Annotated in this window: 19 protein-coding genes and 1 CRISPR repeat array; of the genes, 2 read left to right on the forward strand and 17 right to left on the reverse strand. The window is 67.8% G+C overall.

The features are described from left to right. Window positions 1-34 precede the first annotated feature (34 nt). Entirely contained in the window at window positions 35-295 is a 261-nt protein-coding gene (locus B6K69_RS18695) for a DUF3309 family protein (RefSeq protein ID WP_228156762.1), read from the forward strand. 133 nt (window positions 296-428) lie between these two features. Here the strand turns inward: B6K69_RS18695 and B6K69_RS16045 are convergent, their stop codons facing one another. The 10 genes from B6K69_RS16045 to B6K69_RS16085 form a co-directional block, all read right to left on the reverse strand. Next, complete coding sequence (locus B6K69_RS16045) at window positions 429-851, reverse strand: hypothetical protein (RefSeq protein WP_123876584.1); 423 nt, start codon at window positions 849-851, stop codon at window positions 429-431. Window positions 852-1229: 378 nt separating this feature from the next. Beyond that, entirely contained in the window at window positions 1230-9686 is an 8457-nt protein-coding gene (locus tag B6K69_RS16050) for a glycoside hydrolase family 94 protein (protein WP_228156763.1), read from the reverse strand. Further along, window positions 9686-9817: a hypothetical protein gene (locus tag B6K69_RS18575; protein WP_257791669.1), complete on the reverse strand. Its 132-nt coding sequence runs from the start codon at window positions 9815-9817 to the stop codon at window positions 9686-9688. Before B6K69_RS18575 ends, B6K69_RS16050 begins: the two co-directional genes overlap by 1 nt. Before the next feature lie 383 nt (window positions 9818-10200). Further along, window positions 10201-10998 carry an HAD family hydrolase gene (locus tag B6K69_RS16055; protein WP_108644510.1) on the reverse strand — a complete coding sequence of 266 codons (798 nt, stop codon included), beginning with the start codon at window positions 10996-10998 and terminating at the stop codon, window positions 10201-10203. Then, on the reverse strand, window positions 10995-12077 hold the full coding sequence (locus B6K69_RS16060) for an aminotransferase class V-fold PLP-dependent enzyme (RefSeq protein WP_108644511.1): 1083 nt from the start codon (window positions 12075-12077) through the stop codon (window positions 10995-10997). Before B6K69_RS16060 ends, B6K69_RS16055 begins: the two co-directional genes overlap by 4 nt. After that, window positions 12074-12853: an ABC transporter ATP-binding protein gene (locus B6K69_RS16065; RefSeq protein ID WP_108644512.1), complete on the reverse strand. Its 780-nt coding sequence runs from the start codon at window positions 12851-12853 to the stop codon at window positions 12074-12076. The genes B6K69_RS16060 and B6K69_RS16065 overlap by 4 nt, the downstream gene beginning before the upstream one ends. Then, window positions 12850-13632: an ATP-binding cassette domain-containing protein gene (locus tag B6K69_RS16070; protein ID WP_108644513.1), complete on the reverse strand. Its 783-nt coding sequence runs from the start codon at window positions 13630-13632 to the stop codon at window positions 12850-12852. The genes B6K69_RS16065 and B6K69_RS16070 overlap by 4 nt, the downstream gene beginning before the upstream one ends. Next, window positions 13629-14447, reverse strand: coding sequence for an ABC transporter permease (locus B6K69_RS16075; RefSeq protein WP_108644514.1), 819 nt, complete (start codon window positions 14445-14447; stop codon window positions 13629-13631). Before B6K69_RS16075 ends, B6K69_RS16070 begins: the two co-directional genes overlap by 4 nt. Beyond that, complete coding sequence (locus B6K69_RS16080; RefSeq protein WP_107672141.1) at window positions 14447-15430, reverse strand: ABC transporter permease; 984 nt, start codon at window positions 15428-15430, stop codon at window positions 14447-14449. Before B6K69_RS16080 ends, B6K69_RS16075 begins: the two co-directional genes overlap by 1 nt. A 24-nt stretch (window positions 15431-15454) precedes the next feature. Continuing rightward, window positions 15455-17050, reverse strand: a complete 1596-nt coding sequence (locus tag B6K69_RS16085; protein WP_108644515.1) for an ABC transporter substrate-binding protein — start codon at window positions 17048-17050, stop codon at window positions 15455-15457. Between the two features lie 849 nt (window positions 17051-17899). Here B6K69_RS16085 and B6K69_RS16090 point away from each other — a divergent pair. Next, window positions 17900-18661: a siderophore-interacting protein gene (locus tag B6K69_RS16090; RefSeq protein WP_108644516.1), complete on the forward strand. Its 762-nt coding sequence runs from the start codon at window positions 17900-17902 to the stop codon at window positions 18659-18661. Window positions 18662-19172: 511 nt separating this feature from the next. Then, a CRISPR array of direct repeats spans window positions 19173-21032; the repeat unit is 29 nt; unit sequence CGGCTCATCCCCGCGGGTGCGGGGAACAG. 80 nt (window positions 21033-21112) lie between these two features. On the opposite strand, the gene cas2e is transcribed toward B6K69_RS16090, so the two are convergent. Genes cas2e through casA form a run of 7 tightly spaced genes read right to left on the reverse strand, consistent with a single transcriptional unit; the run spans window position 21113 to window position 26812 of the window. Continuing rightward, window positions 21113-21400, reverse strand: coding sequence for a type I-E CRISPR-associated endoribonuclease Cas2e (cas2e, locus tag B6K69_RS16095; protein ID WP_107672138.1), 288 nt, complete (start codon window positions 21398-21400; stop codon window positions 21113-21115). After that, window positions 21397-22347: a type I-E CRISPR-associated endonuclease Cas1e gene (gene cas1e, locus B6K69_RS16100; RefSeq protein WP_108644517.1), complete on the reverse strand. Its 951-nt coding sequence runs from the start codon at window positions 22345-22347 to the stop codon at window positions 21397-21399. The genes cas2e and cas1e overlap by 4 nt, the downstream gene beginning before the upstream one ends. After that, window positions 22344-23072 (reverse strand): type I-E CRISPR-associated protein Cas6/Cse3/CasE, encoded by a 729-nt coding sequence (gene cas6e, locus B6K69_RS16105; protein WP_108644518.1) that lies wholly within the window; start codon window positions 23070-23072, stop codon window positions 22344-22346. The genes cas1e and cas6e overlap by 4 nt, the downstream gene beginning before the upstream one ends. Beyond that, entirely contained in the window at window positions 23069-23734 is a 666-nt protein-coding gene (gene cas5e / locus B6K69_RS16110; protein WP_108644519.1) for a type I-E CRISPR-associated protein Cas5/CasD, read from the reverse strand. Before cas5e ends, cas6e begins: the two co-directional genes overlap by 4 nt. After that, the gene (cas7e, locus tag B6K69_RS16115; RefSeq protein WP_108644520.1) at window positions 23734-24834 is read right to left on the reverse strand and encodes a type I-E CRISPR-associated protein Cas7/Cse4/CasC; all 1101 of its coding nucleotides are present in this window, start codon (window positions 24832-24834) and stop codon (window positions 23734-23736) included. Before cas7e ends, cas5e begins: the two co-directional genes overlap by 1 nt. After that, window positions 24831-25358, reverse strand: a complete 528-nt coding sequence (gene casB, locus B6K69_RS16120) for a type I-E CRISPR-associated protein Cse2/CasB (RefSeq protein ID WP_108644521.1) — start codon at window positions 25356-25358, stop codon at window positions 24831-24833. The genes cas7e and casB overlap by 4 nt, the downstream gene beginning before the upstream one ends. Continuing rightward, on the reverse strand, window positions 25355-26812 hold the full coding sequence (gene casA, locus B6K69_RS16125) for a type I-E CRISPR-associated protein Cse1/CasA (RefSeq protein WP_108644522.1): 1458 nt from the start codon (window positions 26810-26812) through the stop codon (window positions 25355-25357). Before casA ends, casB begins: the two co-directional genes overlap by 4 nt. Window positions 26813-26980 lie beyond the last annotated feature (168 nt).

The raw sequence follows: 26980 nt of genomic DNA on the forward strand, positions 1-26980 counted from the left end.
GCGCGCGGCAGGCGAAAGGCGCGCAAGCTGCATCATGCCGCTGAAGCTGCCTGTCGCACGGATTGCCACAGGCAAAGCCAGAGGTCGCGATGCCAGGGCCGAAGCGCCGTTCCATTCCTTCAGAAGAAAGCCCGCACCAATGCTGACCAACATCCTTATCATTATCCTTGTCCTGATGCTTGTCGGGGCTCTGCCAAACTGGCGTTACAGCGCCTCGTGGGGGTATCTGCCCAGCGGTGGCCTGGGGATCATTCTGGTGATCCTGCTTGTTCTGGTTCTGACCGGCCGGATCTGACGCCGGCAATCCGGGGTGCCAAAATCCGGCACCCCATGACCCGTTGTAACCGTGTTACTGCCCTGTGGTGATCAACCTGCCCCGGAAGCCCCTGCTTGCGGGGCAGGTCTTTTGCCCGGGTGCGCGGCTCACGCTATTCGACCCGGATGAGTGCCTTGTAAAAGATCCTCGTTACCCCGCTTGGAAGCTCCAGCTTCACGTCATGGGCGGTCTTTCCGGGTCTCAGATTGCTCCAGGCCCTCGGCGTGCGCAGTCCCTGAGGGACCAGTTGGTTGATTGTCGTGACATACTTCACGCCCTGACCGTCGGTGCAGATGATCTTGCCGTATCGGATATGGCCGCGAATCTTGACGGTAGGGGATCCGAACAGATCCTTGCCGCTTCTGACCTCTCCCCTTGCGCCTTCCGCCGTGCAATGACCGCCGCTGCTTCCCTTGCCGTTCAGGACAAAGGTGAACACCTGCTGGGCATCACTGGCGCCAAGGGCGGGGCTTCCATCGGGTCTGACGCAAGCTGAAAGTGCCAAAGCCATCACAAAACACAAGGCAACCCGCACTCGTTATTCCTTTCCAGGTTTTGACGGACATTCCCCAAGCAGTCTGTCGCCTGATCGCAAGATCGCCTGACAAGATAATTTGATCAAGAAACCTCTGCCCCAAGCGGTGACTTCTCCTTCGAAAAGACACCGGATTGCTCGGGGCGAACGGCGGTCTTCACGACGCTTGGGCGACAGGCCCGTTCTTCAGTGTCTTGTTGCACGGCCTCCGAATATCAAAGGCAATCACATCGACGATGCCGCAACCCCGTTGCCCAAGGGCCGTTTCTGCCGCTGGTGGGGCAGGGCCAGTGGTGCCAGCACGGCGATCTGCGTCGCAGGGGCGTGCGCCGGCTTGCGGTCAACCCGGCGTGCCCTTTGCCCGGAAGCAGCCCCGGGTCAGGTGTTTCCCGCCATCATGCGAAGGCGCAGCCTGTGGGCGGCGCCATCAAGCGCGATGCGGATCGTGCTGGTGGCATCCGGCTCTGCGCCTTCCTGCGCCGTATCTGGCCCCTGCGTGATCGTGAGGTCGATCACCGTCCCCGCAATGCGGATTTGCACCGAGATCGCCGGCCAATGCGCAGGCAGGCAGGGGGTGATCGACAGATGCCCCCCCTCGCGCCGCAGGCCCAGAATTCCCTCGACGGCAGCGCGGTACATCCAGGCGGCCGATCCGGTGTACCAGGTCCAGCCGCCCCGCCCCTTGTGGGGGGCAACCGAATAGACATCGGCCGCCACGACATAGGGTTCAACCTTGTAGCGCCGCGCCGCATCGGGTGTCAGGGCGTGGTTGATCGGGTTCAGCAGGGCGAACAAGGCGGCGGCCCCGTCACCATCGCCCAGCTTCGCCCGGGCAAGGATCGCCCACATCGCGGCATGGCTGTATTGCCCGCCGTTTTCCCGCAGGCCCGGCGGGTAGCCGGCGATATAGCCCGGATCGGGCCCGAAATCGGCGGCGGCATTGTCGAAGGGCGGGGTGAACAGCAGGGCAATTCCGGCGTCGGGGTCGATCAGGTGCCGCGAAACGGCGGCCATGGCCCGGCTGGCGCGCGCCGGGTCGGCCTGGCCGGACAGCACCGCCCAGCTTTGGGCGATGGAATCGATCCGGCACGACCTGCCCGCCGCCGAGCCCAGCCAGGTGCCATCATCAAAGGTCGCGCGGCGATACCAGTCGCCATCCCAGGCCTCCCGCTCCAGCGCGGCGCGCAACTGCACGGCATGGGCCTGCCACCGGGCGGCGCGGGCCGGGTCGCGCGATGCGGCCAGCGGGGCAAAGCGGTGCAGCGTGGCCAGCAGCAGCCAGCCCAGCCAGACGCTTTCGCCCTGTCCGCCTTCCCCGACCCGGTTCATGCCGTCGTTCCAGTCGCCGGTTCCGATCAGCGGCAGGCCAAGCGTGCCGGTCAGCGCAATCGCCCGGTCCAGCCCAAGGGCGCAATGTTCGTAAAGCGTGACCTCGGCGCCCGATGATCCGGGCAGGAAGAAGGCGTCATGCTGGCCGGGCGCCAGCGACGGTCCGTCAAGGAAGGGCAGCGGGGTATCAAGCACGGCCATATCCGCCGTCACCGCCACATAATCGGCGGCGCAGAAGGCCAGCCAGACGCAATCATCCGAAATCCGGGTGCGGACACCCTGCCCGGAATGTGGCAGCCACCAGTGCTGCACGTCGCCTTCGGGGAACTGGCGGCCGGCGGCGCGCAGCAGATGCGCGCGCACGCGGTCGGGCTGGGTCAGGGTCAGCGCCATGCCATCCTGCAACTGATCGCGGAAGCCATAGGCGCCGCTGGCCTGATAGAAGCCCGCCCGCGCCTGCACCCGGCAGGCAAGCGTCTGATATTGCAGCCAGCCATTGACCATGATGTCCATCGCGCGGTCGGGCGTCGTGATCTGCACGGTGCCCAGCACGCTGTCCCAATGCGCCTCGACGGCGGCAAGGCTGGCGTCAAGATCGGCCGCGCGCAGGCTGCGGATCAGCGCGCGCGCCGCTTCGGGCGAAGGCGTCTGGCCAAGGAAATGGTCGATGGTGATGCTGGCGCCCGGGGCCAGATCCACCGTCCGCGCCAGCGCAAGGCAGGGGTCAAGCCCGGCCCCGGTTGCTCCGGACAACGGCAGCCCCCCGGTCAGCGCCAAAGGTGCCGCCAGATCGCCGCCCCGGCCCAGAAAGGCGGCGCGGTCGGTGGTGAACCCGGTCTGCGCGCCGCCCATATCGGCAAAGGTGATGCGGTCGGGAAAGGCAATGTTCCAGGGATTGCGCGCCAGGATCGCGCCGGTTTCCGCATCCTGTCCGGTGGTGACGAAGGGCGCGGCCGAGGCGCGCGTGACGCCCAGAACCAGTTCGGCATAGCTGACCACGGTCAGCCGCCGCGGCCGCCCCGACAGGTTGCGCAGCGTCAGCCGCGAGATCTTGACCGGGTCATCCAGCGGCACGAACTGCACCAGATCGAAACCGATGCCACCAGCCTGATGCTGGAACCGGCTGTAGCCGAAGCCATGCCGCGCGATATGCCGCCCCGCCTGGCGCAGCGGCCGGGCGGTGGGGGAAAACAGCGCGCCCGTCGCTTCATCGCGGATATAGAACGCCTCGCCGGTGGGGTCGGACACGGGGTCGTTCGACCATGGGGTCAGCCGGTTCTCGCGGCTGTTTTCGGCCCATGTGCTGCCGCTGCCGGTGGCCGAGACGTGGAACCCGAACCCGTCATTGGCGATGACGTTCACCCAGGGCGCCGGCGTCGCGGCGCCCTGGTCAAGGACGGTCACATATTCGCGCCCGTCGCGGGCAAAGCCGCCGAGACCGTTGAAGAACTCAAGCTCGGGGGCCGGCAGCGGTGCCATGGGCCGCGCGGGCGGCGCAGGGTCCACCAGCGGGACCGGGTTCGCCGCATCGGCTGCTTCGGTCAGCATCGCCGCGATCTGTTCGGCCAGCGTGCCGCGCCGGGCCACCAGCACCACGCGCGCCACGCCGATCAGCAGCGCCCGCGCCTCGGGCGACATCAGATCGGCGCGCAGGGCAAACACCTGCCCTGGCAAGGCGCCTGCGTCGGGGGCGCGGCTGGCACGCAGGGCGGCCTCGATCCCGGCCTGCAGGCTCTGAACATAGGAGGCGGGGTGTTCGTTCAGGATCACCAGATCCACCGCCAGACGCTTGCCGCGCCAGTATTCCTGCGCCAGCAGCATCTCATGCACATGCGCCATGTCAGCCGGGTCGTCGATGCGCAGAACCACGATCGGAAGATCGCCCGAAACGCCCAGGGGCCACAGGGCCGATTGCTTGCCCAGACCGCCGGCGATCAGGTCAGGGCGGGCGCGGAACCGCGGATCGGAATACAGGATCGGCGCGGTCAGCCGCTGGAAGCCTGCCGCCTGCTGGGTATTGGCCCCCAGATGGCGCAGTTGCACCTGCGCCTGGGTCCAGGCCAGCGTCTTGGCCCGGTCAAAGGCGTTGCGGTCATGGTGGCGGTCGATCAGATCCAGCAGCGCCGCCCGCGTTGGCGCGGCCACCATCCAGAACGCTAGCCGCACGGTGCCGCCCGCGGGGATGCGGACCCGCTGGCGCAGGGCGAACACCGGGTCCAGCACCGTGCCGACGCCGCCCGCCAGCCTTGCGCCCGGTTCCATGGCCCGGGCCGAGGCCAGATCATTGTCGCGCCCGACAAAGGCCGCCCGGTCGGTTTCATGTTCCGGCGGGGCTGAGGGTTCGCCCTCGATCACCAGGAACTGTGCAGCCCAGACCGGCGGTTCATCAGGCGAACGCGGCCGGCGGGTGGCGATGATGGCGCCGAATTCGGGCAGGTATTCCGTTTGCACGAACATCCGGGCAAAGGCGGGGTGGGCCGCATCCGCCGCGGGCGTTGTCAGCACCAGCTCGGCGTAAGAGGTCAGCTCCACCTCGCGCGGGCGGTGCGAACTGGAACTGACCGAAACGCGGCGCACCTCGGCATCGTCCTCGCCCGAGACCAGAACATCCATCACCGTCGACAGGGTGTCATCCTGACGCCAGATCGCGGCGCGGTCCTCGAAGAACTGCACGTCGCGCTGGTCTGCGCCGCTGGCCGCGGCAACGGGGTGAAGCCGGCCGTTGCGCAGATCGCGCAGCCAGATGCCCGAGGTGGCGTTTTCGCGCGTGGGGTCTGCCTGCCAGCGGGTCAGGGCAATGTCGCCCCAGTGGCTGTAGCCGCCGCCGGCGGCGGTCAGCATCACCGAATAGCGGCCGTTCGACAGGATATGGCTGACCGGCGGCCCCTGCGGTGCCCCCTCGATCAGCGCCATGCGCTGCATCTCCAGCGCGGTGGAACTGTCAGGCAGGGCCACCGCTTCGGGGCGCGGCGTCACGGCGGAAACATCGCGCGGAATGCGTTCCTGCAACAGCAGCTCGGCAGCGCGGATCATTGGTTCGGCGTGGAAGCGCGCACGCATCCGGCCGGCTTGCAGCACATTGGCGATGGCGACGATGGTCATGCCCTGATGGTGGGCCATGTAGCTGCGCACCACGGCCACCGCTGCGCCTTCGGGCAGGCGGGCGGGGGTGAAATCCAGCGCCTCGTAAAAGCCGTATCGCCCGCGCCCGCCCAGCCCGGCCAGAGCGGCGTAATTGCGCCGGGCCTCAACCGGCGCGAACATGGCGGCCAGCCCGGTGGCATAGGGTGCCACCACCAGATCGGTCGCCAGCCCGCGCTTCAGCCCCATGCCGGGGATGCCGAAGGTGGAATACTGGTAGTTCATCTGAAGATCGCGCGCATTGAAGCCCGATTCCGAGACGCCCCAGGGGATGCCCCGCCTTCGGCCATAGGCCTGCTGCCCCGCCACCACCTGCCGGTTGGTCTGGTCCAGCAGGCTGCCCGGCGGTTCCTGCATCACCAGGGCCGGCATCAGATATTCGAACATCGAACCCGACCAGGACACCAGCACCGAACCGCCGCGTGACGGGGTGGCCGCGCGGCCCAGCCGGAACCAGTGCCGCACCGGCAGATCGCCCTTGGCAATGGCGAACAGGCTGGCCAGCCGCGCCTCGGACGCCAGAAGGTCATAACAGCCCTCGTCAAGCGCGTTGTCATTCCGCGACCAGCCGATCGACAGCAGCTTGCGGTCAGGGTCGAACAGAAAGGCGAAATCCATGGCCAGCGCCAGCGCCCGCGCCTGCGCCCCAAGCGCCGCCAGCCGGGGCCGCAGATCATCGGGGCAGGGTTGCGCATTTCTGGCGCATTGGTCGTGCAGGGCACCAAGCCAGGCGCGCAGGTCTTCGGTGCCCGGATCGACCGGCAGGATCGCCCGCGCCTTGGCGGTCAGGCGCAGCACGGCGGGCCAGGTGGCCGCATCCGCACCGGGGGCAAGGATCGCGGCCTCCACCTCGTCCAGCAGGCTGTCCATGCGCGGTGCGGCGGCACCGGGGGCCTGGCGCGCCAGGTGCAGCGTGTCCAGCAGGCCATCGCGCAGGGGGGCAATGTCCGGGCCCTTGGCATCGCCCTCACACGACCAGCCCTCGCAGGCATTGGCCAGCGCAATCAGATGGCCGGCCAGATTGCCGCTGTCCACCGACGACACATAGGCCGGGTCCAGCACCCGCCCGTCATCCGTGGCATACCAGTTGTAGAAATGGCCGTTGTGCCTGGGCAGCGCCTGCATGCTGGCCAGCGTTGCCTCCAGCCGGGCGGCAGCCTCGGGCGTGCCGATCCAGCCGAAATCACGCGCGGCCACGCAGGACAGCAGGTAAAGCCCCATGTTGGTGGGCGATGTCCGCGCCGCCGTCAGCGGCGCCGGAACTTCCTGATGGTTGTCGGGCGGCAGATGGCTGTGCGCCTCTGTCACGAACACCTCGAAATAGCGCCATGTCGCACGGGCGATGCGGCGCAGGTCTTGCGCAACGTCAGACGGCAGGCCGGCCGCGTCCGCCGCACCCGGCGGCTGGCTGATCCGCAGCGCGATGACCGGCGCGGCCAGCCACAGCATCACAAAGGGCAGAACCAGCGGCAGCGACGCCTGTCCCGGCCCCATGGCAGCCCCGGCCAGAACGGTGCCCAGCCCCATGCCCCCGGCCATGAACCGGACCTGCGCCCACAGCCCCGGCCGCGCGCCGTCCAGGGCCTGCGCCGCCGTGGTCCATTCCAGCAGGTGGCGGTGCGAAACCGCCATCCGCCACAGGCTGCGCAGCACCGCATCCATCATCCGCCAGGCCGTATCCGCCAGGAAGGCCAGGCTCAGCCCGAACCGCAGCCCGGCCATGTCCAGATCGCCTGCCGTCTGCCGCAGGTGGCTGGTCAGGTCCAGCCCGGACCGGCGCGGAATCAGCCCAAGGATCGCCGGCAACAGCACCGGCACCGCCAGCACCAGAAGCAGCAGCCCCGTCGCGGTCAGCGCCGCCGGGGCGGGCAGGAACCATCCCAGCACCAGCGCCGCCAATGTGGCCGGCGCGATCAGCGACCGGCGCAGCGTATCGGCCATCTTGACCCGGCCCAGCACCGGCAGACCCGGCGCGAACAGCCAGCGCAGCAACTGCCAGTCGCCCCGTGTCCAGCGATGCTGGCGGCGGGCGGCAATGTCGACACGGCCGGGAAACGCCTCGACCAGTTCAACATCCGAAGCCAGCCCCGCACGGGCGAACACGCCTTCCAGCAGGTCATGGCTGAGCAGCGTGTTGTCGGGCACGCGGCCCTGCATCGCCGCCTCGAAGGCATCAATGTCGTAGATGCCCTTGCCGGTGAACGACCCTTCGCCGAACAGGTCTTGCCAGATGTCCGACGCGGCCGCGGCATAGGGGTCCATCCCGCCGGGCCCGGCGGTTGCCTTCTGGTAAAGCGTGGCCGGAGCGCCCGGTTCCAGCGCCGGGGTGACGCGGGGTTGCAGGATGCCGTAACCGCCGGTTACACGGCCGCTGGCCGCATCGAACCGCGGGCGGTTCAGCGGGTGTGCGATCTTGCCGATCAGCCGCGCCGCCGTATCGCGCGGCATCCGCGTGTCGGCATCCAGCGTGATGACATACCGCACCCCGGCGGGAACGGCGGGCACCTGTCCATCCGCATCGCGAAAGCCGGTGTCCTGCGCGCCGCGCAGCAGGCGGTTCAACTCGTGCAGCTTTCCGCGCTTGCGTTCCCACCCCATCCAGACGCCCTCGGCGGCATTGAACCGGCGCGGGCGGTGCAGGTGCAGGAACCGCGGCCCCGCCGGGCCGGGCGGATGGCGCCGGTTCAGCGCGGCAATGCCCTCGGTCGCCTGGGCGAACAGCGCCGCGTCGCCGGGCATGACCTGTTCGGGGGCATCCACATCATCGGTCAGCAGCACGAAGGTCAGGTCGCCGCCGGCCCCCGACAGGTGATGCACCTCAAGCGCGTCAATCTGCGCGCCCAGATCTTCGGCGCCCGAGACCAGCACCGGCACCGCAATGACCGTCCGCAGCTCTGACGGCACACCCGCCCGCAGATCCAGCCCGGGCAGCAGCGTGGCCCCGACGGCGGCCCCGGCCAGCCGGTCCACCAGCATGACCGCGACGGCACTCAGCGGCAGCAGCATCGCCAGCAGCCACAGCGCGCCAATGACGCTGCCGCTGCCCGCCACCCACCAGGCGCAAAGACCCAGCAGCCCCAGCGTCACACCGGCAATCGCACCAAGATAGCCGCGAAGACCCGCCGCGATGCCCCATCTGCGAAGACGCAGGCGGGCGGGCGGGCGAACTCCGATCCTGCGTTCGAAATCCGCCCTGCCGCCGGCAATCAGCGACCATCCCACGTCAGATCGGGGGTCATGCGGGGGCTGCACCTCGGCCCCTGCGCGGGCCAGCGCCACCACGCCGGTCTCGCTCAGGGTGCTGCCCCGCGCCAGATCTTCCACCGCGCTGCGGTACAGGTTGCGGCTGGCGAAATCCATCTGCGCATAACCGGGGTGGTCGCGCAGCCCGGCTTCGACAAGGCTGACCCCTTCGAAGAACTCGGCCCAGTCGGTGGCGGAAATGCTGCGCATCGCGGTCACGACATTGCGCAGGGTCACGTTCGATGCCCCCTGCCGCTCTTGCGCGTGGCGCACCACGGTATCAATCGAACTGCCCTGCGAGGCCAGACGCTCTTCCAGCCAGCCAAGCGCGGGGTTGGTGCGCGGGTCGCGGTCGCGCAGGCGCTTGGCCAACTGGGCGGCAAAGACCTCGGACAACGGGCGCCGGGCCTGGCGCGCGATTTCGGGCAGCAGGGCCGCATGGGCCTGACCCGGCGCGCAGACCCTGTCCGCAAGGGCATCGGCCTCGGACCGGCGGGCGCGGCCTTGCGTCATCTGATCGGCCAGCCGCCGCAGGTTTTCGATCAGGACGATGCGCAGGGTGATCGCAACCGCCCAAAGCTCTCCGATCGTCAGCGGCTGGATGGTCTGATAGGCCACCAGAAAGCGGTGCAGCGTCCGTATGTCGAAATGGCTGTCGGTATGCGCCACAAAAGCCCAGGCAATGCCGAAGACGCGCGGATAGCCCGCGAAGGGCCCCGTCGCCAGCTTGGGAAGACGCCGGTAGTATCCGGCAGGCAGATCGGTGCGGATTTCACGGATCTGCGCTTCGACCAGATGGTAGTTGTCCAGCAGCCAATCCGCCGCCGGAACCACGTCACGCCCGGCCGCCACCTCGCGCGCGCTGGCCCTCCAGGCGGCCAGCAGCACCCTGGCGTTATCGTCAAGACGGCGGCGCAAGGGCGGCATGTTGCGCGGCCGCGGCGCGATGGACTGCGCGGCGGCCAGCGTGAGCGCATGTTGCTCAAGCCGTTCAACGCTGAAAAGTTCGGCCCGGACGGGGGCGGTATCGGCCCAGGGATCAAGGGGGGCTGCCGTTCCCCGGCCAAGACCGGCCAGCATCCGCAGCATTGACGCGGGGGCGGGCCGGGGGCGGGGGCTCATTACTTTTTCTTCTTCGGTGTGGTCACGGCGGTCAGCGAGCCCTTTTCGAACAGCGGGGTCGCAACGGGGGCAACCTTCACCTGCTTGGGTTTCTTCGTCTCGCGATTGCCGCGCTTGTTTTCCTTTGCCACGAGAATATCCTTTGATTTTCCGGCCATTGGGCACGGATATGGAATTGCGTTCCCTGCGGGCTTGCAGGGCGGATGGGCTGTTCGCAGAAACCGAAAATGGAAACCTTCCCACGGAATGGGGGGCGATGTTTTCGGGGTATCAGGCAAACCGGGTCTGGCGGAGGTCTCTCGACGCCGGACCGGCCTTCGTCCCTTCAACATGGGCCGCCTTGGCAGCCAAGACAAGCCGCCTGATGGTGAATCGCGCCGGGAAGCGCGGGCAGGAGGCACCTTGGGCGCCGCGCGACAGGTGAACCGGCCAGGCCATGGCCGAACCGCCCCTTCGGCGTCCGGGGAAGGGCGGGCGACAATCCTGTTGCCCGGCAGCGCGCGGCCTGTCCCGCTTAACGGGCGGAACCCTGCCCGGCGGATTGATCTGCCCCGACAACCAGCGGCGGCAGGTCTTCCAGCGTTGAAATGCGCGCCGCGGCCTTGGCCGGTGTGGGCGCCAGCGGGTCTTCGGAATAGAAGATGGCGGTCATCCCGGCCTCTGCCGCCGCGGTGACATCCCAGACGGGATCGTCGCCCACCATCCAGGCCCGGGCTGGCGGCAAGCCGAGATCGGCCAGAAGACCGGAATAGGCGGCGGCTTCCGGCTTTCCGACGCCAACTTCTTCCTCGATGCGGATGATCTGGAAGTATTTCTCCAGATCAAACCGCGTGATCTTGTCTCTTTGCCGTGGGCCTGAACCGTTGGTCAGCAACGCAAGCCGCAGCCCTTGCCCGGTCAATTGATCCAGCATGTCCCGCGCGCCGGGTTTCAGGCGGATGGTCTCTTCAAGAAAGGTCTCGAACCTGTCGGCGATCCGGTCGGCATCAACGCCGTGCAGCGGCTCTGACCCGGGCGGTCGGGCAAGGTTCAGCCGGTGGAAGGCTGACCGCACGACCTGCCGCCGGGTGGCGTCACCTTCCAGCCGCCACATCTTGCGCCCCTCGTCCCGGGACAGGAATTCCAGAACGCGGTTCAGCACATTGGCAGTGACCCAGCGGCTGTCATGTTCGCCAAGCGCATCGGCGTGTTCGGCGATGATTGCGGCCCAGGTCCGTTCCGGGGTCCGGTAGGCCGTCAGCAAGGTGTCGTCCAGATCGAACACAACCGCCACGGGCCGGCGCAGAACGCCGTAACTGGCGCCGCCTGTCATGCGTCCGCTGCCGCCGCAAGCGCGGCGGCCAGATCAACCGCATGGCCAAGCGCGCCCAAGGCCCGGGCAAGGGCCACAAGGTCGCCCAGAACCACGTCCTTCCGGGCGCGCGGGCCGGTATGGTTCAGCCGGATCAGCCCGTCCCCTCCGGGCCCGACGCCGGCACTCAGCGTATGCCCGGCGGGCGCATGGGCAAGCACCGCCGCCGCCGTGATCCCGGGGGGCAGGGCCGCGGCCGTGACAAGGTTCGAGGCGCGGTCAGGCGAAACCCAGGCGCGGCCGGTCAGGGCCAGCGCCCCCGCCCGCGCCGCCCGCGCGGCATCGGCATGGCGGGCCTGCAAGGCGGCCAGCCCTTCCTGTTCAACGCGCGCCAGCGTTGCGGCAAGCGCGTGGAATTCCAGCGCCGAAGGGGTGCCGGGCAGGGCCAGGCGCCCCGTTGCCAGCCAGCCGTCGCGCAGATCGGCCAGCGACAGGATCGACGGCGCTTCGTCCGCCGGGGCCACCCGTTCCCATGCGGCGGGCGAAATGGACAGCGCCGAAACGCCGGCCTGCCCGCCCAGCGATTTTTGCGGCCCGATCACCGCGACATCCAGCCCCAGCCCGTCGACCTCCAGCCGGTGCCCGCCGACCGACGCCACCGCATCGACCACGATCAATGCCCCCCTTGCGCGGGCAAGCGCGGCAATTTCCTCAAGCGGGTTCAGGATGCCATAGGCGCTTTCGGCATGTACAACGGCGACAAGATCGAACGGCGCCGCGTCCAGCGCCTCGGACACCGCGTTAAGGCTGATCGGCTGTCCCGGTCGGGCGACCAGATCCTGCACCTCGGCGCCTGCGCGCCGCAGCCAGCCGCCAAACCACCGCCCATACATCGAGGTGACGATGTTCAGCGCCCTGAGCCCGGGCCGGCCCAGGGATTGGGCCACGGCTTCCAGCGCCACCACCGCCTCGCCCTGAAGCAGCAGCACATCGTTGCTGGTGCCAAGCAGGCGCCCGATCGCATCTGCCAGGGGCGCGTAGCCTGTGGCGGGAAATGCCGGGGCATCGGGCAGCGGGGTCCAGGGCGCGGGGGGTGTCATGGCAGGTCTCCGGGCGGGGAAAGCGTGGGAATGGCGGCAATCAGGCGGCGGGTCAGATCGGCCTGCGGATGGGCAAGCACCTTGGTTGCCGGACCCGTCTCGACAATCCGGCCCGCGTCCATCACCGCGATCCGGTGGGAAATGGCGCGCACCACCGCAAGGTCATGGCCGATGAACAGGTAGGCCAGCCCAAGGTCACGCTGAAGCCGGACCAGCAAGGCCAGGATGCGGCCCCGGATCGAGGTGTCCAGCGCCGACAGCGCCTCGTCCAGCACCACCAGCCGCGGGCCCGTGGCAATGGCGCGGGCGATCGCAACCCGCTGTTGCTGCCCCCCCGAAAGCGTGGACAGCGGCCGCGGCGCCAGGTCGGGGGCAAGGTCGACCTGTGTCAGCAGATCGGCAATCCGTGTCGCCCAGGCGGCGCGCGGCATCCCGGAATGAAGCCGCAGCGCCTCGGCCAGCGCGCCTTGCACGGTGGCGCGGGGATGAAAGGCCGCGGCCGGATCTTGAAACACCATCTGCAGGCCGCCGCGTGCCCGTCGCAGATCGCGTCCGCGCAGCGCCAGCCAGTCCTGCCCGTCAAAGCGGATGGCCCCGGCATCCGGGCGGTCCAGCCGCAGGATCATGCGGGCCAGCGTGGACTTGCCACAGCCCGAAGGCCCGACAAGCCCCAGCGTTTCGCCCGCATCCACCGACAACGAGACGTTTTCCAGCGCGCGCACCTGCCGGGCACCGTGGTGGGTCTTGCTCAGGTTGGTGACGGTCAGCAGGCTCATCCGCGCGCCTCCACCAGGGGCGGGCTGGACAGGTCAAGATGGGCCGCCAGCAACTGCCGCGTGTACTCTGCCTGCGGCGCGGCCAGCACGCGGGCCGTGGGCCCGATCTCTTGCAGCCGCCCATTGCGCAACACGGCAATCCGGTCGGCCAGTTGGGCCGCCAGCCCGATGTCATGCGTCACGAAGATCAGGGCCATGGTCCGGGCCACGGCCAGATCCCGCAGAAGGGCCACGATCTCGGCCTGCACCAGAACATCCAGCGCCGATGTCGCCTCATCCGCGATCAGCAGCGCCGGCCCGGCCGCGATTGCCAGAGCAATGGCGATGCGCTGGCGCTGCCCGCCGGAAAACTGGTGCGGATAACCCTCCAGAGCGGCGCGCGGATCGGGCAGCCTGACCTGTGCCAGCAGATCGCCCGCCCGGTCCCGCGCCGCCCGGGGCGAAAGCGGCAGATGGGTTCGCAAGACTTCGACCAGATGCGCGCCAATCGAAAGCAGCGGGTCCAGACTGCCCCCCGGGTCCTGAAAGACAAAGCCGATGTCCCGCCCCGGAACAGGGGCATCGCCCGACCAGATCAGATCGCCCCCGACATGGCTTCCGGCGGGCAGCAGCCCGGCGATTGCCCGCGCCAGTGTGGATTTTCCCGACCCGGATTCCCCGATCACCGCCAGCTTTTCGCGCGGGGCCAGCCGAAGGTCGATGCCCTGCAGGGCGGGCTGCGGGGCGCCCGGATAGGTGACGGCGAGCTGTTGCAGGGACAGCAGCGGACGGTCGGTCATCGCGGCCTCCGCTCGGTCAGGCTGTCGGTCAGGGCCTCGCCCACAAGGTAGGTCGAGACGACGGTGATCACCAGCGCCAGCCCCGGAATGATCGACAGCCACGCGGCCGAGCGCAACTGGTTGCGCCCTTCGGCGATCATGCCGCCCCATGTCACCACATTGGGGTTGCCCAGCCCAAGAAAGGACAGGGCTGCCTCGGTCAGGATTGCGCCCGCGACGATGATCGCGGTCAGCGACAGCACGGGGGGCAGGGCCAGCGGCATGATCTGGCGAAACGCAATCTCGGCGGGGTGCAGGCCAAGCACCCGCGCGGCGGCCACGAATTCGCTTTCCCGCAGCGCAAGAACCCTTGATCGCGCCAGCCGGGCAGGGCCGGTCCATGCGCCAAGCGCGATGGCCAGAACCACTCCCGCCAGTGACGGCCCCGCGACAGAGACAAGGGCCAGTGCCAACAGGAAGCCCGGCACGATCTGGAACGCCTCGACAAGGCGCATCAGCACCGCCTCGGTCCAGCCGCCAGCCAGGCCGGCGACCGTGCCGACGATCATCCCGGCCGACAGCGCCACCACGGCCACCAGCAAGCCCACCGTCATCGAGGTGCGGGCGCCATGGATCAGACCCGCCAGCAGATCCCGCCCCAGCCGGTCGGTGCCCAGCGGATGGGCGGCATCGGTCAGCGGCAGGATCAGCGGCTTGCCCGCGATTGCCAGCGGATCGCCCGGCGACAGAAGCGGCGCGGCCAGCGCGATCAGGGCAAGCGTCAGCAGGACGGCCCCGCCGGCCAACGCTTCGGGGCGCTTCAGCAGGCCGGCCATCAGGTGCCGCCCCGTCCGACGCGCGGGTCGATCACGCCATAGGCCAGATCGACCAGCAGGTTGGTCAGGATCACCAGCACCGCCGAGACCAGGATCACCCCCAGCAGCAGCGGCGTATCCCGCCCGGCCACGGCTTCTTGCGCCAGCCGCCCGAAACCCGGCACGCCAAAGACGCTTTCCACCACCACAGACCCGCCCAGCATCGAGGCCGCCTGCAACCCCAGCAAGGTGATCAGCGGCAAAAGCGCATTTCGCGCGGCGTGGTTCAGCACGATGCGGCTTTCCGACAGGCCACGGGCGCGGGCGGCAAGGATGTAATCCTGGCTCCAGGCCTCGGCCATGCCGCTGCGCATCACCCGCAGGAACAGCGCCAGATAGATCATCCCCAAGGTCGATACCGGCAGCACCAGATGCCACGCGATGTCCAGCGCCCGGTCCATGCCGGTCTTGCCGGAGGCGATGGTCTCGATCCCCGACACCGGCAACCAGCGCAGTTGCACGGCGAAGATCACCGAAAGCACCAGACCCAGCCAGAAACCGGGAATCGAGTAAAGCAGCAGCGACCCGCCCGACAGCAGCCGGTCCACCGCCGAACCCGGCCTGCGTCCGGCCAGGATGCCAAGCGCCGATCCGGCAAGGAATGACAGGGCGGTGGCGCTGCCCATCAGCCAAAGCGTGTTGGGCAGCCGTTCGGCAATGACGGCGGCGATGGGGCGGTTCAGCGCGACAGACCAGCCCAGGTCGCCCTGCGCCAGCCGCCCAAGGGTGAAGATCAGCCGCCGCCAGATGGACTGGTCCAGCCCATGCTCTGCCCGCAGTTTTGCGGCCAGGCCGGCATCGCCGCCCCCGATGCTGGCCAGATAGGCATCGACGGCATCGCCGCCAGCCGAATTCAGCAGCAGGAAAACCCCGATCACCACGATCAGCAGCACCGGAATGCTGCCGATCAGGCGACCCAGAATACGGCGCAGGGCAGGGGTCATCTCGGGCGGCGCGAAGGGAAAGGCTCAGGTGCCAAGTGTCAGGTCCGCCCAGTTGGAAACCGCCCAGCGGGGATTGTTCGCGATGTTCCCCAGCTTGTCCGAGGCAACCGAGGTGAAGGACCAGTCGACGACGTTGATCAGCGGCAGGTCCGCCGTGACCAGTTGCTGGAAGCGGTGATAAAGGGCCACGCGCGCGGCCGGGTCCAGTGTCGTCAGCGCGGTGTCGATCAGGCTGTCCAGTTCGGGGTTCACATAGCCCCCCTGGTTCGAGAAGTTCACCCCCGCAGGGATGCCCGACCGCACCAGATTGGTGGTCGAGATTGCCGGGTCGGCCCGGAACACGGGCGGCGCGACGGCAAGGTCGAAATCATGGTCGGTATAGACCGCCTTCTGATGCGCCGCGCTGTCATTCGCCACGATGGTCGCCTCAATTCCCACGGCAGCCAGCGCCTGACGCAGGTAATCGCCGAACTGGCGGGTTTCGTTGAAATAGGGCGCGGGCAGCAATCGCAGCGCAAAGCGTTTGCCGCTGGCATCCGCCGGGAAGCCGGCTTCATCCAGCAGGGCCTTGGCCTTTTCGGGATCGAAGGCGTAGGTGGTCACATCCGGCGTGTAGAAGGTCGGATCGTTGGCGGGCACCGGCCCGGTTGCCTTGGCCGCATAGCCAAGGAAGATGGTGTCCAGCACGAATTGCCTGTCGATCGCGTGGGCAATTGCCTGCCGGACCTTCAGGTTGGCCAGATGCGCGTTGCGGTGGTTGATCTCGACCACCAGTTGATACGTCAGCGCCTCATAGCCCTTGGTGATGACGGTCAGGCCCGGCACCTTGCCGATCCGGTCAAGCTCGACCAGCGGCACCGATGAGAAGGCCGCAAGCTGGACTTCGCCCGCCTCCAGCGACCCCGCCGCTGCGGCACGGTCAGGCAGAACGCGGAACACAAGTTCCTCGGCCAGCGGCAGATCGGGTTGCCAGTAGGCCGGGTTGCGCTTCAGCAGATAGTATTCGCCGGGCTTGTAGTCGCCCCAGACGAACGGCCCCGTTCCGATCAGGGCCCGGTTGGCCGGGTTCTCCGCAATTTCGCTGCCATCATAGATGTGCTTCGGCAGCACAGATGACACCACGGGCAGCGCCTTGGCGATCAGTTGCAGCGGTGTCGGGGCCGAAAAGCGGAAGACCGCCGTATGCGCGTCCGGCGTATCGACGGCGGTAAGGTTGGCAAACAGCGTGCGGCCGATGTTCTGCAACGGTTTCCACACCTGTAGCGCCGAAAATGCGACATCGGCCGAGGTGAAGGGCGTGCCGTCATGCCACGTCACCCCTTCGCGCAGCTTGAAGGTGATCGAGAGGCCGTCCTCCGCCCCTTCCCACCCCGTTGCCAGCAGCGGCCGCAGCCCCGCGTCATCATAGGAAGCCTCGGCCAGCGGTTCGATCACCTTGGACGAAATGTAGAACACGCCGTTCGACGCCGCGATCGCCGGGTTCAATTGTGCGGGTTCGCTGTCGGCCGCAACCGTGATCCGGCCGCCGGACTGGGCGCTGGCCGAACGGGGCAGGAATTGCAGGGCAGCAAGCGCCGCAGTCGACAGGAACAGGCCACGACGGGACAGGACAAGGGTCATTCTGGCACCTGATGGTTGGATGAGGGGGAGTGTGGGGCAAGGGGCCCGGGCTGGCAAGCCAAGGCCGGCACCGGGGCTGTGAACGGGGCAAAGACAGCAGACAGGGATGGAAGGCGGATCAGCCCGTTGTCGCGCAAGACCCGACGTAACCCCAACCACTTCGCCACGCCGGTGATCTGGATTGCGATCCGGGGCCCGCCGGGACGACGGGCCAGATTTGTGGTCATTCCAAGCTCCGTTTGCGTGCTGCATTCAGGCCCCCAAGGCGGGGCGTTCTCGCGCCCCGCCTTGGGGGCCTGTCATGCCGGCAACCTTCGGGATAAATCACGTCAATATCAATCGTCTATTTTGCGGCAAGACATCATGAAACTTCTCTGCGCCGCCCCCGCGCCGATGGGTTTCTTCCCGGCCCCGCCCGTTGAAACAGGGCACGCCAGTCCTTGACCGCGGGGTCCGTCAGCTTGCGCGCGACGTGTCGCGCAAAACGCCGCGCCTCTCCTCCCGTTTCGGCAGATCGGGACCATCTTGCCAATCGCGCCGCATGGCCGGTCCGTGTTGGTGTCTCCCCGCCGATCCGTTCGCGTTTCAGCGCCCCCCGCAAGGGCCATGAACCCGCGCGGGTTCAGGCATTCGGCGCGAAAACGTGCGCATTTCGGGGCGCTGCAGGGCTGACATTGCCGTGATCTGGCGATGCAGCCCTTGCCGTCTTCCGGTCGCTGAAAGATCATAAGCCCGATCCATCGTAAGCGTTAACGTGAATCAACGCACCGACACTGGCACCCCACGGGCCCGTGTTTCGGTGCGTTTGGATCAGCGCATCCGAGGCCGGGCCGGACAGAAAGGCCGAAGATGACCGACACACCCGCCCCGCACCTGCAGCGTTTCCGGCAAGACCCGAAGCGGCGCAACCTGACTGTGCGCAGCGTTACCCAACTTACCCCCGCGATGATCCGGGTGGTGCTGGCTGGGGACGATCTGGCCGATTTTCAGAGCCTTGCCCCTGATGATCACGTCAAGCTCTTCCTTGGTCCCGACACCGCCGAGGCGCGACCGCAGATGCGCGATTACACGCCCCGTCGCTTCGATCCTGTTCGTCGCGAACTCACGCTGGATTTTGTTGATCACCCCGGCGGACCTGCCGCTGACTGGGCACGCGCCGCGCAACCGGGCGATGTGGCAAGCATCGGCGGGCCGCGCGGCTCGACGGTGATCACCGGCCCGGTCACGCACTGGCTTCTGATCGGCGACGAGACGGCCCTGCCTGCCATCGGCCGCTGGATCGAGGAATTGCCGGCGGGAACGCCGGTTACAAGCCTTGTCGCCGTGCCGTCAGAGGCGGACCGGCAAGGTTTCGAGACCGTCGCCCGACACAAGGCGCACTGGATCGCGCGCCCGCTGGCCAAGGCCGCAGACCCGGGCTCCCTGCTGGCGGCGCTTTCCGGTATTGAACTGCGTCCGGGCATTTTCGCCTGGATCGCAGCCGAGGCGGGGGTGGCCAAGGCTTTGCGTGCGGCACTGATCGCGCGCGGGATGGCGCCGAACTGGATCAAGGCCTCGGGCTACTGGGTCCAGGGGCAGGCCGATGCTTCGGTAAAGTCGCTTGATGATTAGCGCCCGTCTCCGCCTTGCGATCATTGCTGCGCCGACCGCTGTGCGGTGCATCGCCGGGATATGACAAAGGGTCGTGCCATGATCTGGTCAGGCGTCACCTGCAGTTCGGGCATTTCGACACAAACATCCAAAAGGCCGGGGCCGCCCGCAAGGGCCCCGGCCCGTTGTCAAATGGCTGGTGCCGGCGGGCCATCACGATGCCCCCGCCCGTGCAAGACCATCGGGGCGCGGCGGTTGGGGGGCATCGGGCACAAGATGGGCCGCTCATCCTCGCACCAAACCCACTTTCGATATGAACAAGGGACAGCCGGCGGCAGGTCAGCCGCAACAGATATGCGGGACAACGCTGCCATTTTGAACCCGATGCGAAGGGACGCTTGTTTCGCTTCAGAAGCGGCGATGGCAGAGCATCTGCGCATGGGCGGCCAGACTGGTCCGGCCGGTACTGGCACAGCACGACCGCCCTTTGCGGGGAACAGACCTATGGCACAAACATTCCGCACCCAGGTTTCGGTTCATCCCCGCGGGTGCGGGGAACAGGTTGTCGAGTAGGTCGGCAGGGTGATTCCGGACGGCTCATCCCCGCGGGTGCGGGGAACAGCGTAGCATTCCGTCTTCCGGCATGGCTCGGTCCGGTTCATCCCCGCGTGTGCGGGGAACAGAACATGCGGGCGATTTCTGCCACGGGCAACCCCGGTTCATCCCCGCGGGTGCGGGGAACAGGGCAGGCCGGGCGGCTGTTCGAAGTTGCGGACCGGCTCATCCCCGCGGGTGCGGGGAACAGAAGCGCGTCGGCCAGTCACGGTTCTCAACATCCGGCTCATCCCCGCGGGTGCGGGGAACAAGTCGGCCCGGTGGCGCAGAGCTGCATGAGGCCCGGCTCATCCCCGCGGGTGCGGGGAACAGACATCGGGGCCAAGGATTTCATCCCGCAACTCCGGCTCATCCCCGCGGGTGCGGGGAACAGCTGTTCCTGGAACGCCGTCGCATTGGCGACGGCGGCTCATCCCCGCGGGTGCGGGGAACAGACATCACGCAATGGCCCCTGCCGAACGCATGGCGGCTCATCCCCGCGGGTGCGGGGAACAGACCGCCGCCGGCCTGTCGGTCGGCATCGGCCGCGGCTCATCCCCGCGGGTGCGGGGAACAGACCGCTACGGGAAGACAGCCAAAAGCCACTGGCGGCTCATCCCCGCGGGTGCGGGGAACAGGCGGGTCAGATCGTGCAGGGTGTCAGCACCAAACGGCTCATCCCCGCGGGTGCGGGGAACAGGGACCAGACCGCAAGCACCGCCGCAGCGTGTTCGGCTCATCCCCGCGGGTGCGGGGAACAGTCGCGGAAATGGTGGCCAGCGTTGTCCAGGTTCGGCTCATCCCCGCGGGTGCGGGGAACAGGGCCATCACACATCCTCCATCAGGATCGCGACCGGCTCATCCCCGCGGGTGCGGGGAACAGGACCTGGAATGCCGTCCTCACGAAGCCCCGGGCGGCTCATCCCCGCGGGTGCGGGGAACAGGGAATCGTGCCGCCGCTGAAGGTCAAGCGAATCGGCTCATCCCCGCGGGTGCGGGGAACAGCCGGTCTGGCGCGCGATGTGGTGGCCATACTACGGCTCATCCCCGCGGGTGCGGGGAACAGTCGATGTGGATGACGATCCGGCGGCGCTGGAGCGGCTCATCCCCGCGGGTGCGGGGAACAGCTGTCCAAGAGCGGCGGTCTGCGGGTGGTGGCCGGCTCATCCCCGCGGGTGCGGGGAACAGGAGGCATTCGGCGTGGGCCAGATCAAAAATGGCGGCTCATCCCCGCGGGTGCGGGGAACAGAGTTTTGAAAATGCGCCCTACCAGCGCGAGCCCGGCTCATCCCCGCGGGTGCGGGGAACAGATGCCGTGGCAGGTATTCCGGCATGGCAGCATCGGCTCATCCCCGCGGGTGCGGGGAACAGTACACCATCGGGACCGCATGGGAGCGCGAAGCCGGCTCATCCCCGCGGGTGCGGGGAACAGTTGATGTTGGCCGCGTTTTCGAACGGGTAGTTCGGCTCATCCCCGCGGGTGCGGGGAACAGGCCGCCCAGGGCCGTTCCGTGCCGTCCCGGTCCGGCTCATCCCCGCGGGTGCGGGGAACAGGGCAACGGCGGCGGGCAGAACCAGGAAGTCGGCGGCTCATCCCCGCGGGTGCGGGGAACAGGCATCCATTTTGTTTGCCGTTCGGCTGACGATCGGCTCATCCCCGCGGGTGCGGGGAAGAGGAGGTCTGGGCGCTGGAAGACGCGCTGGGCGACGGCTCATCCCCGCGGGTGCGGGGAAGAGGGATGAATGTCGCGTTGACCAGATTTGTCCAACGGCTCATCCCCGCGGGTGCGGGGAAGAGTCTTTCTGCAGGCGATTGATCCTCCACGGAATTCACGATGTCAAAGAGCGCACCGAGGTTTCGGCCTTGGCTGGTCGAGGTCAGGCGGGCTTCTCGGGAAGGAAACTCACCAGCTTGAGTCCGTCGAAATCCACCGGCATCCGGCGGTTGCGGCCATGGGTCAGGAAGTCATAGCCCTGGTCGGTCGGGGCCTTCCAGACCATCACGGCGTCGCCTTCGTCCAGACCGGCCAGCACCTGATCCCAGATCATCTCGCGCGTGCGGGCGGAATAGTCGCCGACATAGACTCCGGCCCGCAGTTCCACCAGCCATGCGGCAAGGCGGCCGCGCAGGCGGGGCGGGGCGTTCGTGACCACCACGACCATCATCCGCGATGGCCCCCGTCGCCGCTGGGGTCTTCGGGAATCGCCACCGGCATCGCCTCGGGCGGGGGATCGGGGCGGGGCAGGTTGCCGGCCGAAAGCACTTGGTCGATCGCGGGGATGATGCGGGACAGAAGGCCGGTCTTGCGGAAGGCATCGCGGCAGGCAAGCCGGACGGCGCGGTCGGGGGCCATGTCCAGCCGGCCCTTTGCCGCCAGCCCTGCGATGCGAAAGGCCTCGGGCACCACGGTATCAATCTTGAAGAGATCCGCGATGTCATAGACGAAGGACAGGGGCTTGCCGGAATGCAGAAAGCCGATGGCGGGGGCGTAACCGGCGGCCAGCACGGCAGCTTCGGACAGGCCGTGCAGGCAGGCCGTGGCGGCAGACAGGCAGCGGTTGGGCACATCTCCGGCCTCCCAGTCGCGGGTGTCGTAGCGGCGGCGCTGCCAGTTGACGCCGTGACGGTCTGCCAGCAAGGCATAGGTTTCGCGCACCCGCACCCCTTCGATCCCGCGCAACTGGTCGATGGACCGGCGCGACGGTGCCTCTTCGCCAAAGCGCATCGCATACATCTGGCGAACGACCCGCAGGCGGGCGGCATCGTCCAGCGCGATCCGCGCCTGCCACAGCAGCCGGTCCGCCCGCGCGCCGCCCGGCTGCCCGGCAGAGTAAAGCCGCACGCCGCCTTCGCCGACCCAGGTGATCAGGGTGCCGACACGGGCTGCCAGGGCCACGGCGGAATGGCTGATGCGGGCGCCGGGCTCCAGCAGGATGCAGGCGATGCCGCCCACCGGAATCTGGGTGCGCGTGCCATCGGCATTCACCGCGACGAAGGCGCCATCCAGCACATCCAGCCGGGCATGTTCGACAAAGACCATCGAGGCCCGGTCTTTGAGCGGGATCGGAGAGGGCGGGGCAAGTCCCGGCAGATCCTGCCCCGCGCCGGTCATGCCGCGCGCCGGATCAGCATCAGGCCGCAGCCGAAGGCCTTGGCGCGACCGAACCCCGCCGCAAGCATCGGCAGGAATGCCGCCGGGTCGGTGATCTCGATCCTGCCCGTCAGATCAAGGATGCCGAATTGCGGTTGGCCCTTGCGCGGGCCGCGATGGCCGGGCAGCACCTCGGTGCTGTAATCCGCCACCTCGGCCGCCAGCAGGTGAAACCCGGCCTTTTGCCCCTGGCGTGCCAGCCAGGCGCGGCCCACATCCTGTGCCAGGGACAGCCGCGCCGGTGCCCGGAGGCTTTGGGCCCCTTCGGGCAAATCCTTGCGGCCGGGAACCGCCTGCAGGGCATCCATGACCAGATCAATGTGGCGCTTCTTCTCGTTGCCCCGTTCCGACAAGCCGCCGGTCTTTTCGGTGCGGGTGGCATTGCAGCGCAACTGGAAGTCCAGCCGGTCCCCGATGGAAAGGGCCGGGGCGAATTCCTTCACCTGATGCGGCTCGAACAGGTCGGTCTGCGCGGGGGGGCGGGCCGAGAGGGTGAGGAAACTGTTCTCCCGCTCTTCGCGCCACAGGAAATCGCGGTTGCGGTCGGGGCCATCGGTGAAGACAGACCACAGCAGGTTGTGCTGCGCGGCCTTGCGCGCCGCCGGGTCGGCGGGGGCAAGCAGGGGGGCCAGAGCCTGCGCCGAAGGCCGCCGCGACAGGCGCAGATGGCTGAGATAAAGCGTCATGTCGCAGCCCCCGCCACCGGCCGCACCGCCACCCGGCGCGCTGCGAAATGCCAGCGGGCACGGTCAAGGGCCCGATCGTGCAGCACCTCGCCTGCGGGGTCTTCAACCACGACGGCCTGCAACTGGTCCTTTTGCCGCCAGGGGGGCAGGATCAGTTGCGCCAGGGCGTCCTCCGCCCGTTCGGCCTGCACCAGCCGCGCCCCGGGCGGGGCGGCCAGCGGGCAGGATTTGCGGCCAAGATACAGTGTGAAGACCGGGGCGTTCAGCGCGGTTGCCAGCGCCGCAAGCCCCTGACCCGCCACGGCGACGCTGAACAGCGGCCCGGCGCGGTAGTCGCGCAGGGTGATGGTGGTGTTGGTGCGGCCCCGCGCGGCCCGAAGCGCCTCGGGGCGCGAATTGGGTGATTTCACCGCCGCCGAGGGCACCGTTTCGATGGTGTGGTAATCGCGCAAGGGGGCGCCGCTGTCATGCAGGCCGATGGTGATCTCCAGCACCTCAAGCGCCGAAAAATCGCCGTCGCGGCGGATGCCAAGCGCCGCCCCCATCACCCCGATCACCGCCGACCGGCCGGGAAAGGTCAGCCCGCCGCGCCGCTCATGCCCGGCAAGTTCGCCCATGGCGCCCAGGTTGGCGGTCAGGCCAAAGATCAGGAAGGGCTGCATCAGGCCCCCCGAACCGCTTGGCCGGCAAAGCGCACGATTTCCGACAGGGTACCGGTGCCGTCCAGCGTGTTCAGCGGCGTGCAGGTGTTTTCGGCCTGACCATCGTAATAGCAGGCGTCGATCTGTGCCAAGGTTTGCTCCAGCGCCTTGATCGAGCCGGTTTGCAGATCATTCGCGCCCAGATCGCGCAGCTTGCGGTCCACCGGGGTGAAGAAGGCCCCCGACAGATCGCGCGGCGCGCGGGGCCCGGCTTCGGCCCGCATGAAAAAGGCGATCGGGCGATGCGCGAAACTGTTCTGCTTGCCGGCGGGGCTGGTCTGGGGCAGGGCCTTCGCCAGCGCCTCGATCCCGCGCGCCGCCAGGTCCCTTTCGCCGCCAAGGTTTTCGATCAGCAAGTCGCAGTTCACACAGACATACTGATAATAGATGCCCGAGCCGAAGGCGGTTTCGCCCAGGTGCCCCGCGCCCGTGTCTTCGGCCTTGTTCAGGTCGTCGACCGCCGAATACCAGTCCTCCTCGGCCTGTGCGCTGTGGGTGGTGATGGCATGGGCAACCTGCACCGCTGCATCACGGTTGAAATCGGCGTCATCGGCCAGCATCCGCCCGAACATGGCGATATCCACTGCGCCATCGGCCCGGCGCAGCACCAGCTTTTTCAGGTCCTTGTCCTTGGGCAAGGCCTCACCCGCGGCCGCCTTTTCGGCAAGCTCCTCGGCCAGCGCCCATTCGGCGGGCGAGATGAAGGCCAGCGTCGTGGCCTTGACCGTCTCGGAACCGTCCTTTTCCTTCACCGTCTCCAGTTTGCCGAAGATGGCCGCCACCTGCGTTGCGGCATCGGAGGCCGCCTTGTCGGCGATGCCCTTCTTTCCCAGATGTTCGCGCAGCCGATCATGCAGTTTCTTGGTGCGCGTGCCGGTATGCCCGGCCAGATCCAGCGCGAAAAAGCTGCTCTCCCGCAGCGCGCGCTTCACCGATTGCGACGACATCCGCAGCCGCGGCACCCCGCCGACCATCGCCTGTTTCGGGCGGCCCTGATCGTCACGGTTGGGGTTCGAGGGGCCATAGCTGGTCAGCAGATGGAATTGCACGAAGGTGGTCATTCGGAGGTCTCCTCGGAATCCTGAAGGCGTCGGTCATCGTTTGTCGGGGCAGGAGTGTCGGGATCAAAATACTCGAAGCACCACCGTCGCCTCGCCGCCTCCCAGTTCATCAGATCGGCGGCGAAAACTGCCACGTTGCAAACTCGTCGTTCCGGTTTGAGCATGTGAATTGCATTGCGAAGGCCGTCCGTAAGATCATCGCCCTTTGCCCGGATCAGATGTTCGAAGCGCGACCTGGACAGGGTGGGCTTTTCGCCCCCAAGGACTTGGGCCAAGGTTTGTCTGTCGTTACTCCGCAACTCGGCCAGCAGCGTAGCAAGACGTGCAAGATCATAGCTTTGGCTGGGCTTCATACGCAGGTCACGGTACAGTTCATGTACCGCCGGCTCGCACAGGATCTTGATGATATCCGCTCGGCGCAAACGGGCAGACAGACCGCGTTGACCCGCCTCGTCCCTTCTCGAAATATGCTGCTTCCACCAGGCGTAGGCGATGGCACCTTGTTCTTCGGAACGCACACTCATGCCGCTTTCCCCTTCTTTTCCGGCAGGGGCAGGTCAAGCGCCTCGAAGATCGCCTTGCCCTGCTTGCCATATCCCCCGAAGGCAAGGCCAAGGAACTTGCGCGCCGTGACGATGCGGTTGATCTGATCGGTCTCGCGCTGGTCGATCCCGGGAACCGCCAGCGCATCGAATTGCCGCAACGCCTGCGCCCGCAGATCGGCCAGCCAGTCGGCGCGGGGGTCCGCCCCGGCCCGGATCGCGTCCAGATGCCTGGCAAACCGCGTCTCGGTGGCCATGAAAAACGCCTCCCGCTCGGCCTCGCGCGCTTCGCCCCCGGCCAGCACCGGCTCCAGCGCGCCGCGCAGGGCGACACCCGCCGCCTCGGCGCCAAGGATCAGGAAGGCCAGCAGATCCTGCGCCGCGACCGGCAGGTCGGGCAGGGGCTGCACCGACAGGGTGAAGTCGCGGGGTTTCATGTTGTCCATCGCCCAGCCCGCAACGATGACCGAACCGCCCCCGCCGCGGCTCTCCCAATTGCGCAGCGACAGCGAAAGCTCGGTCACCTCGCTTTTCGCTTCCTGAGCGACGATCCCCAGCCAGTTGCGATACCCGAACCGCCCGGCACGCGGGTGTTTCGGCAGCCATTCGGTGCCGGGTTTCAGCCGGTAATAGGGCGACAGCGGGTGCTTCCAGCGCGCATAGTTCGTTCCATAGGGTTTCTGGATCACCCCGGTCACGCCGCCTTCGCTGGCCACCAGCCGCAACCGGCGTGGCAGGCCGAAAAACGCCTCGGGTTCGAACAGGGCATCCTCGGGTGGAAAGGTTTCCAGCCCCTTGTCCGAAACGCGGGTGGCGCGCATCCAGGGCAGGCTTTGTGTGGTTCCGGGCTGGCCATAGGGCACATTGGCCCAGATGCGCGGCCAAAGCCCGTCCCCGGGATCGGCAAGCGTGACCAGCGGCCCGCCCCCGCGCATCGAGGTGCGATTGCCCGCTCCGCCCGACGGGGCGAAGGCCTGAAAGGTATAAAGGGCCATCGCCGCAAGGGCCGGGTCCAGCACCGGATAGCGGCAGCGATGCACCATCACATCGGCGTTGTTGCGGGCGGTATTGGCACCGGCGCTGTCGATGAACAGCATGTCGGGCGAATTGGTCTCGCCCTCCAGCGGCTCCTGATCCTGCAGGAACCGCGGGCCATCACCAAGCAGGTCGAAGGCGGGTGCAAAGGGTGCCAGCTTCTCGCGCAGCCGGGCCGGATCGGGCGCGCGGCGGTTGCGCCAGTCATGAAGGTCGGCGGGCGGATCGGCCAGATAGACCAGCCCGATCAGGAATTCATGGCAGGCGATGTTGAGATCGGGCCGCGGCCAATCCGGCGAACGGGGCCCCGGTTCGGCCATTTGCCACGGTGCGATGATCCGGCGCGAACCATCGGAACAGATTACCGGAATCCATGGATCGGAAATCAGATTGAGAGACATGGTGATCCCTGCTTGCAATCATGGCGATAGAAAGCCGGTCCCGGCTCGCAGTAAAGCGGCAAGGTGACGCAATGGCGTAAAGCCGGGCCGGCCCGCAAAGGGCAAGGACATCATGTCATTGCCCGCGCCCGCAGGTGATGCTAAAAGAAAAGCGCCACGAGCGGGTTC

The sequence above is a fragment of the Pseudogemmobacter blasticus genome, assembly GCF_003071405.1.
In the GTDB taxonomy this organism is placed as follows: domain Bacteria; phylum Pseudomonadota; class Alphaproteobacteria; order Rhodobacterales; family Rhodobacteraceae; genus Pseudogemmobacter; species Pseudogemmobacter blasticus.

What these genes read in the sequence shown, in the direction of transcription:
- B6K69_RS18695 (WP_228156762.1), top strand. Translation starts at nt 35, where the DNA reads ATGCCGCTGAAGCTGCCTGTCGCACGGATTGCCACAGGCAAAGCCAGA.
- casB (WP_108644521.1), bottom strand. Translation starts at nt 25,358, where the DNA reads ATGAGTGTGCGTTCCGAAGAACAAGGTGCCATCGCCTACGCCTGGTGG.
- cas6e (WP_108644518.1), bottom strand. Translation starts at nt 23,072, where the DNA reads ATGACGCTTTATCTCAGCCATCTGCGCCTGTCGCGGCGGCCTTCGGCG.
- B6K69_RS16075 (WP_108644514.1), bottom strand. Translation starts at nt 14,447, where the DNA reads ATGGCCGGCCTGCTGAAGCGCCCCGAAGCGTTGGCCGGCGGGGCCGTC.
- cas2e (WP_107672138.1), bottom strand. Translation starts at nt 21,400, where the DNA reads ATGATGGTCGTGGTGGTCACGAACGCCCCGCCCCGCCTGCGCGGCCGC.
- casA (WP_108644522.1), bottom strand. Translation starts at nt 26,812, where the DNA reads ATGTCTCTCAATCTGATTTCCGATCCATGGATTCCGGTAATCTGTTCC.
- B6K69_RS16090 (WP_108644516.1), top strand. Translation starts at nt 17,900, where the DNA reads ATGACCGACACACCCGCCCCGCACCTGCAGCGTTTCCGGCAAGACCCG.
- cas1e (WP_108644517.1), bottom strand. Translation starts at nt 22,347, where the DNA reads ATGACCGGCGCGGGGCAGGATCTGCCGGGACTTGCCCCGCCCTCTCCG.
- B6K69_RS16065 (WP_108644512.1), bottom strand. Translation starts at nt 12,853, where the DNA reads ATGAGCCTGCTGACCGTCACCAACCTGAGCAAGACCCACCACGGTGCC.
- B6K69_RS16070 (WP_108644513.1), bottom strand. Translation starts at nt 13,632, where the DNA reads ATGACCGACCGTCCGCTGCTGTCCCTGCAACAGCTCGCCGTCACCTAT.
- B6K69_RS16060 (WP_108644511.1), bottom strand. Translation starts at nt 12,077, where the DNA reads ATGACACCCCCCGCGCCCTGGACCCCGCTGCCCGATGCCCCGGCATTT.
- cas5e (WP_108644519.1), bottom strand. Translation starts at nt 23,734, where the DNA reads ATGCAGCCCTTCCTGATCTTTGGCCTGACCGCCAACCTGGGCGCCATG.
- B6K69_RS16055 (WP_108644510.1), bottom strand. Translation starts at nt 10,998, where the DNA reads ATGACAGGCGGCGCCAGTTACGGCGTTCTGCGCCGGCCCGTGGCGGTT.
- B6K69_RS16080 (WP_107672141.1), bottom strand. Translation starts at nt 15,430, where the DNA reads ATGACCCCTGCCCTGCGCCGTATTCTGGGTCGCCTGATCGGCAGCATT.
- B6K69_RS16050 (WP_228156763.1), bottom strand. Translation starts at nt 9,686, where the DNA reads ATGAGCCCCCGCCCCCGGCCCGCCCCCGCGTCAATGCTGCGGATGCTG.
- cas7e (WP_108644520.1), bottom strand. Translation starts at nt 24,834, where the DNA reads ATGACCACCTTCGTGCAATTCCATCTGCTGACCAGCTATGGCCCCTCG.
- B6K69_RS16085 (WP_108644515.1), bottom strand. Translation starts at nt 17,050, where the DNA reads ATGACCCTTGTCCTGTCCCGTCGTGGCCTGTTCCTGTCGACTGCGGCG.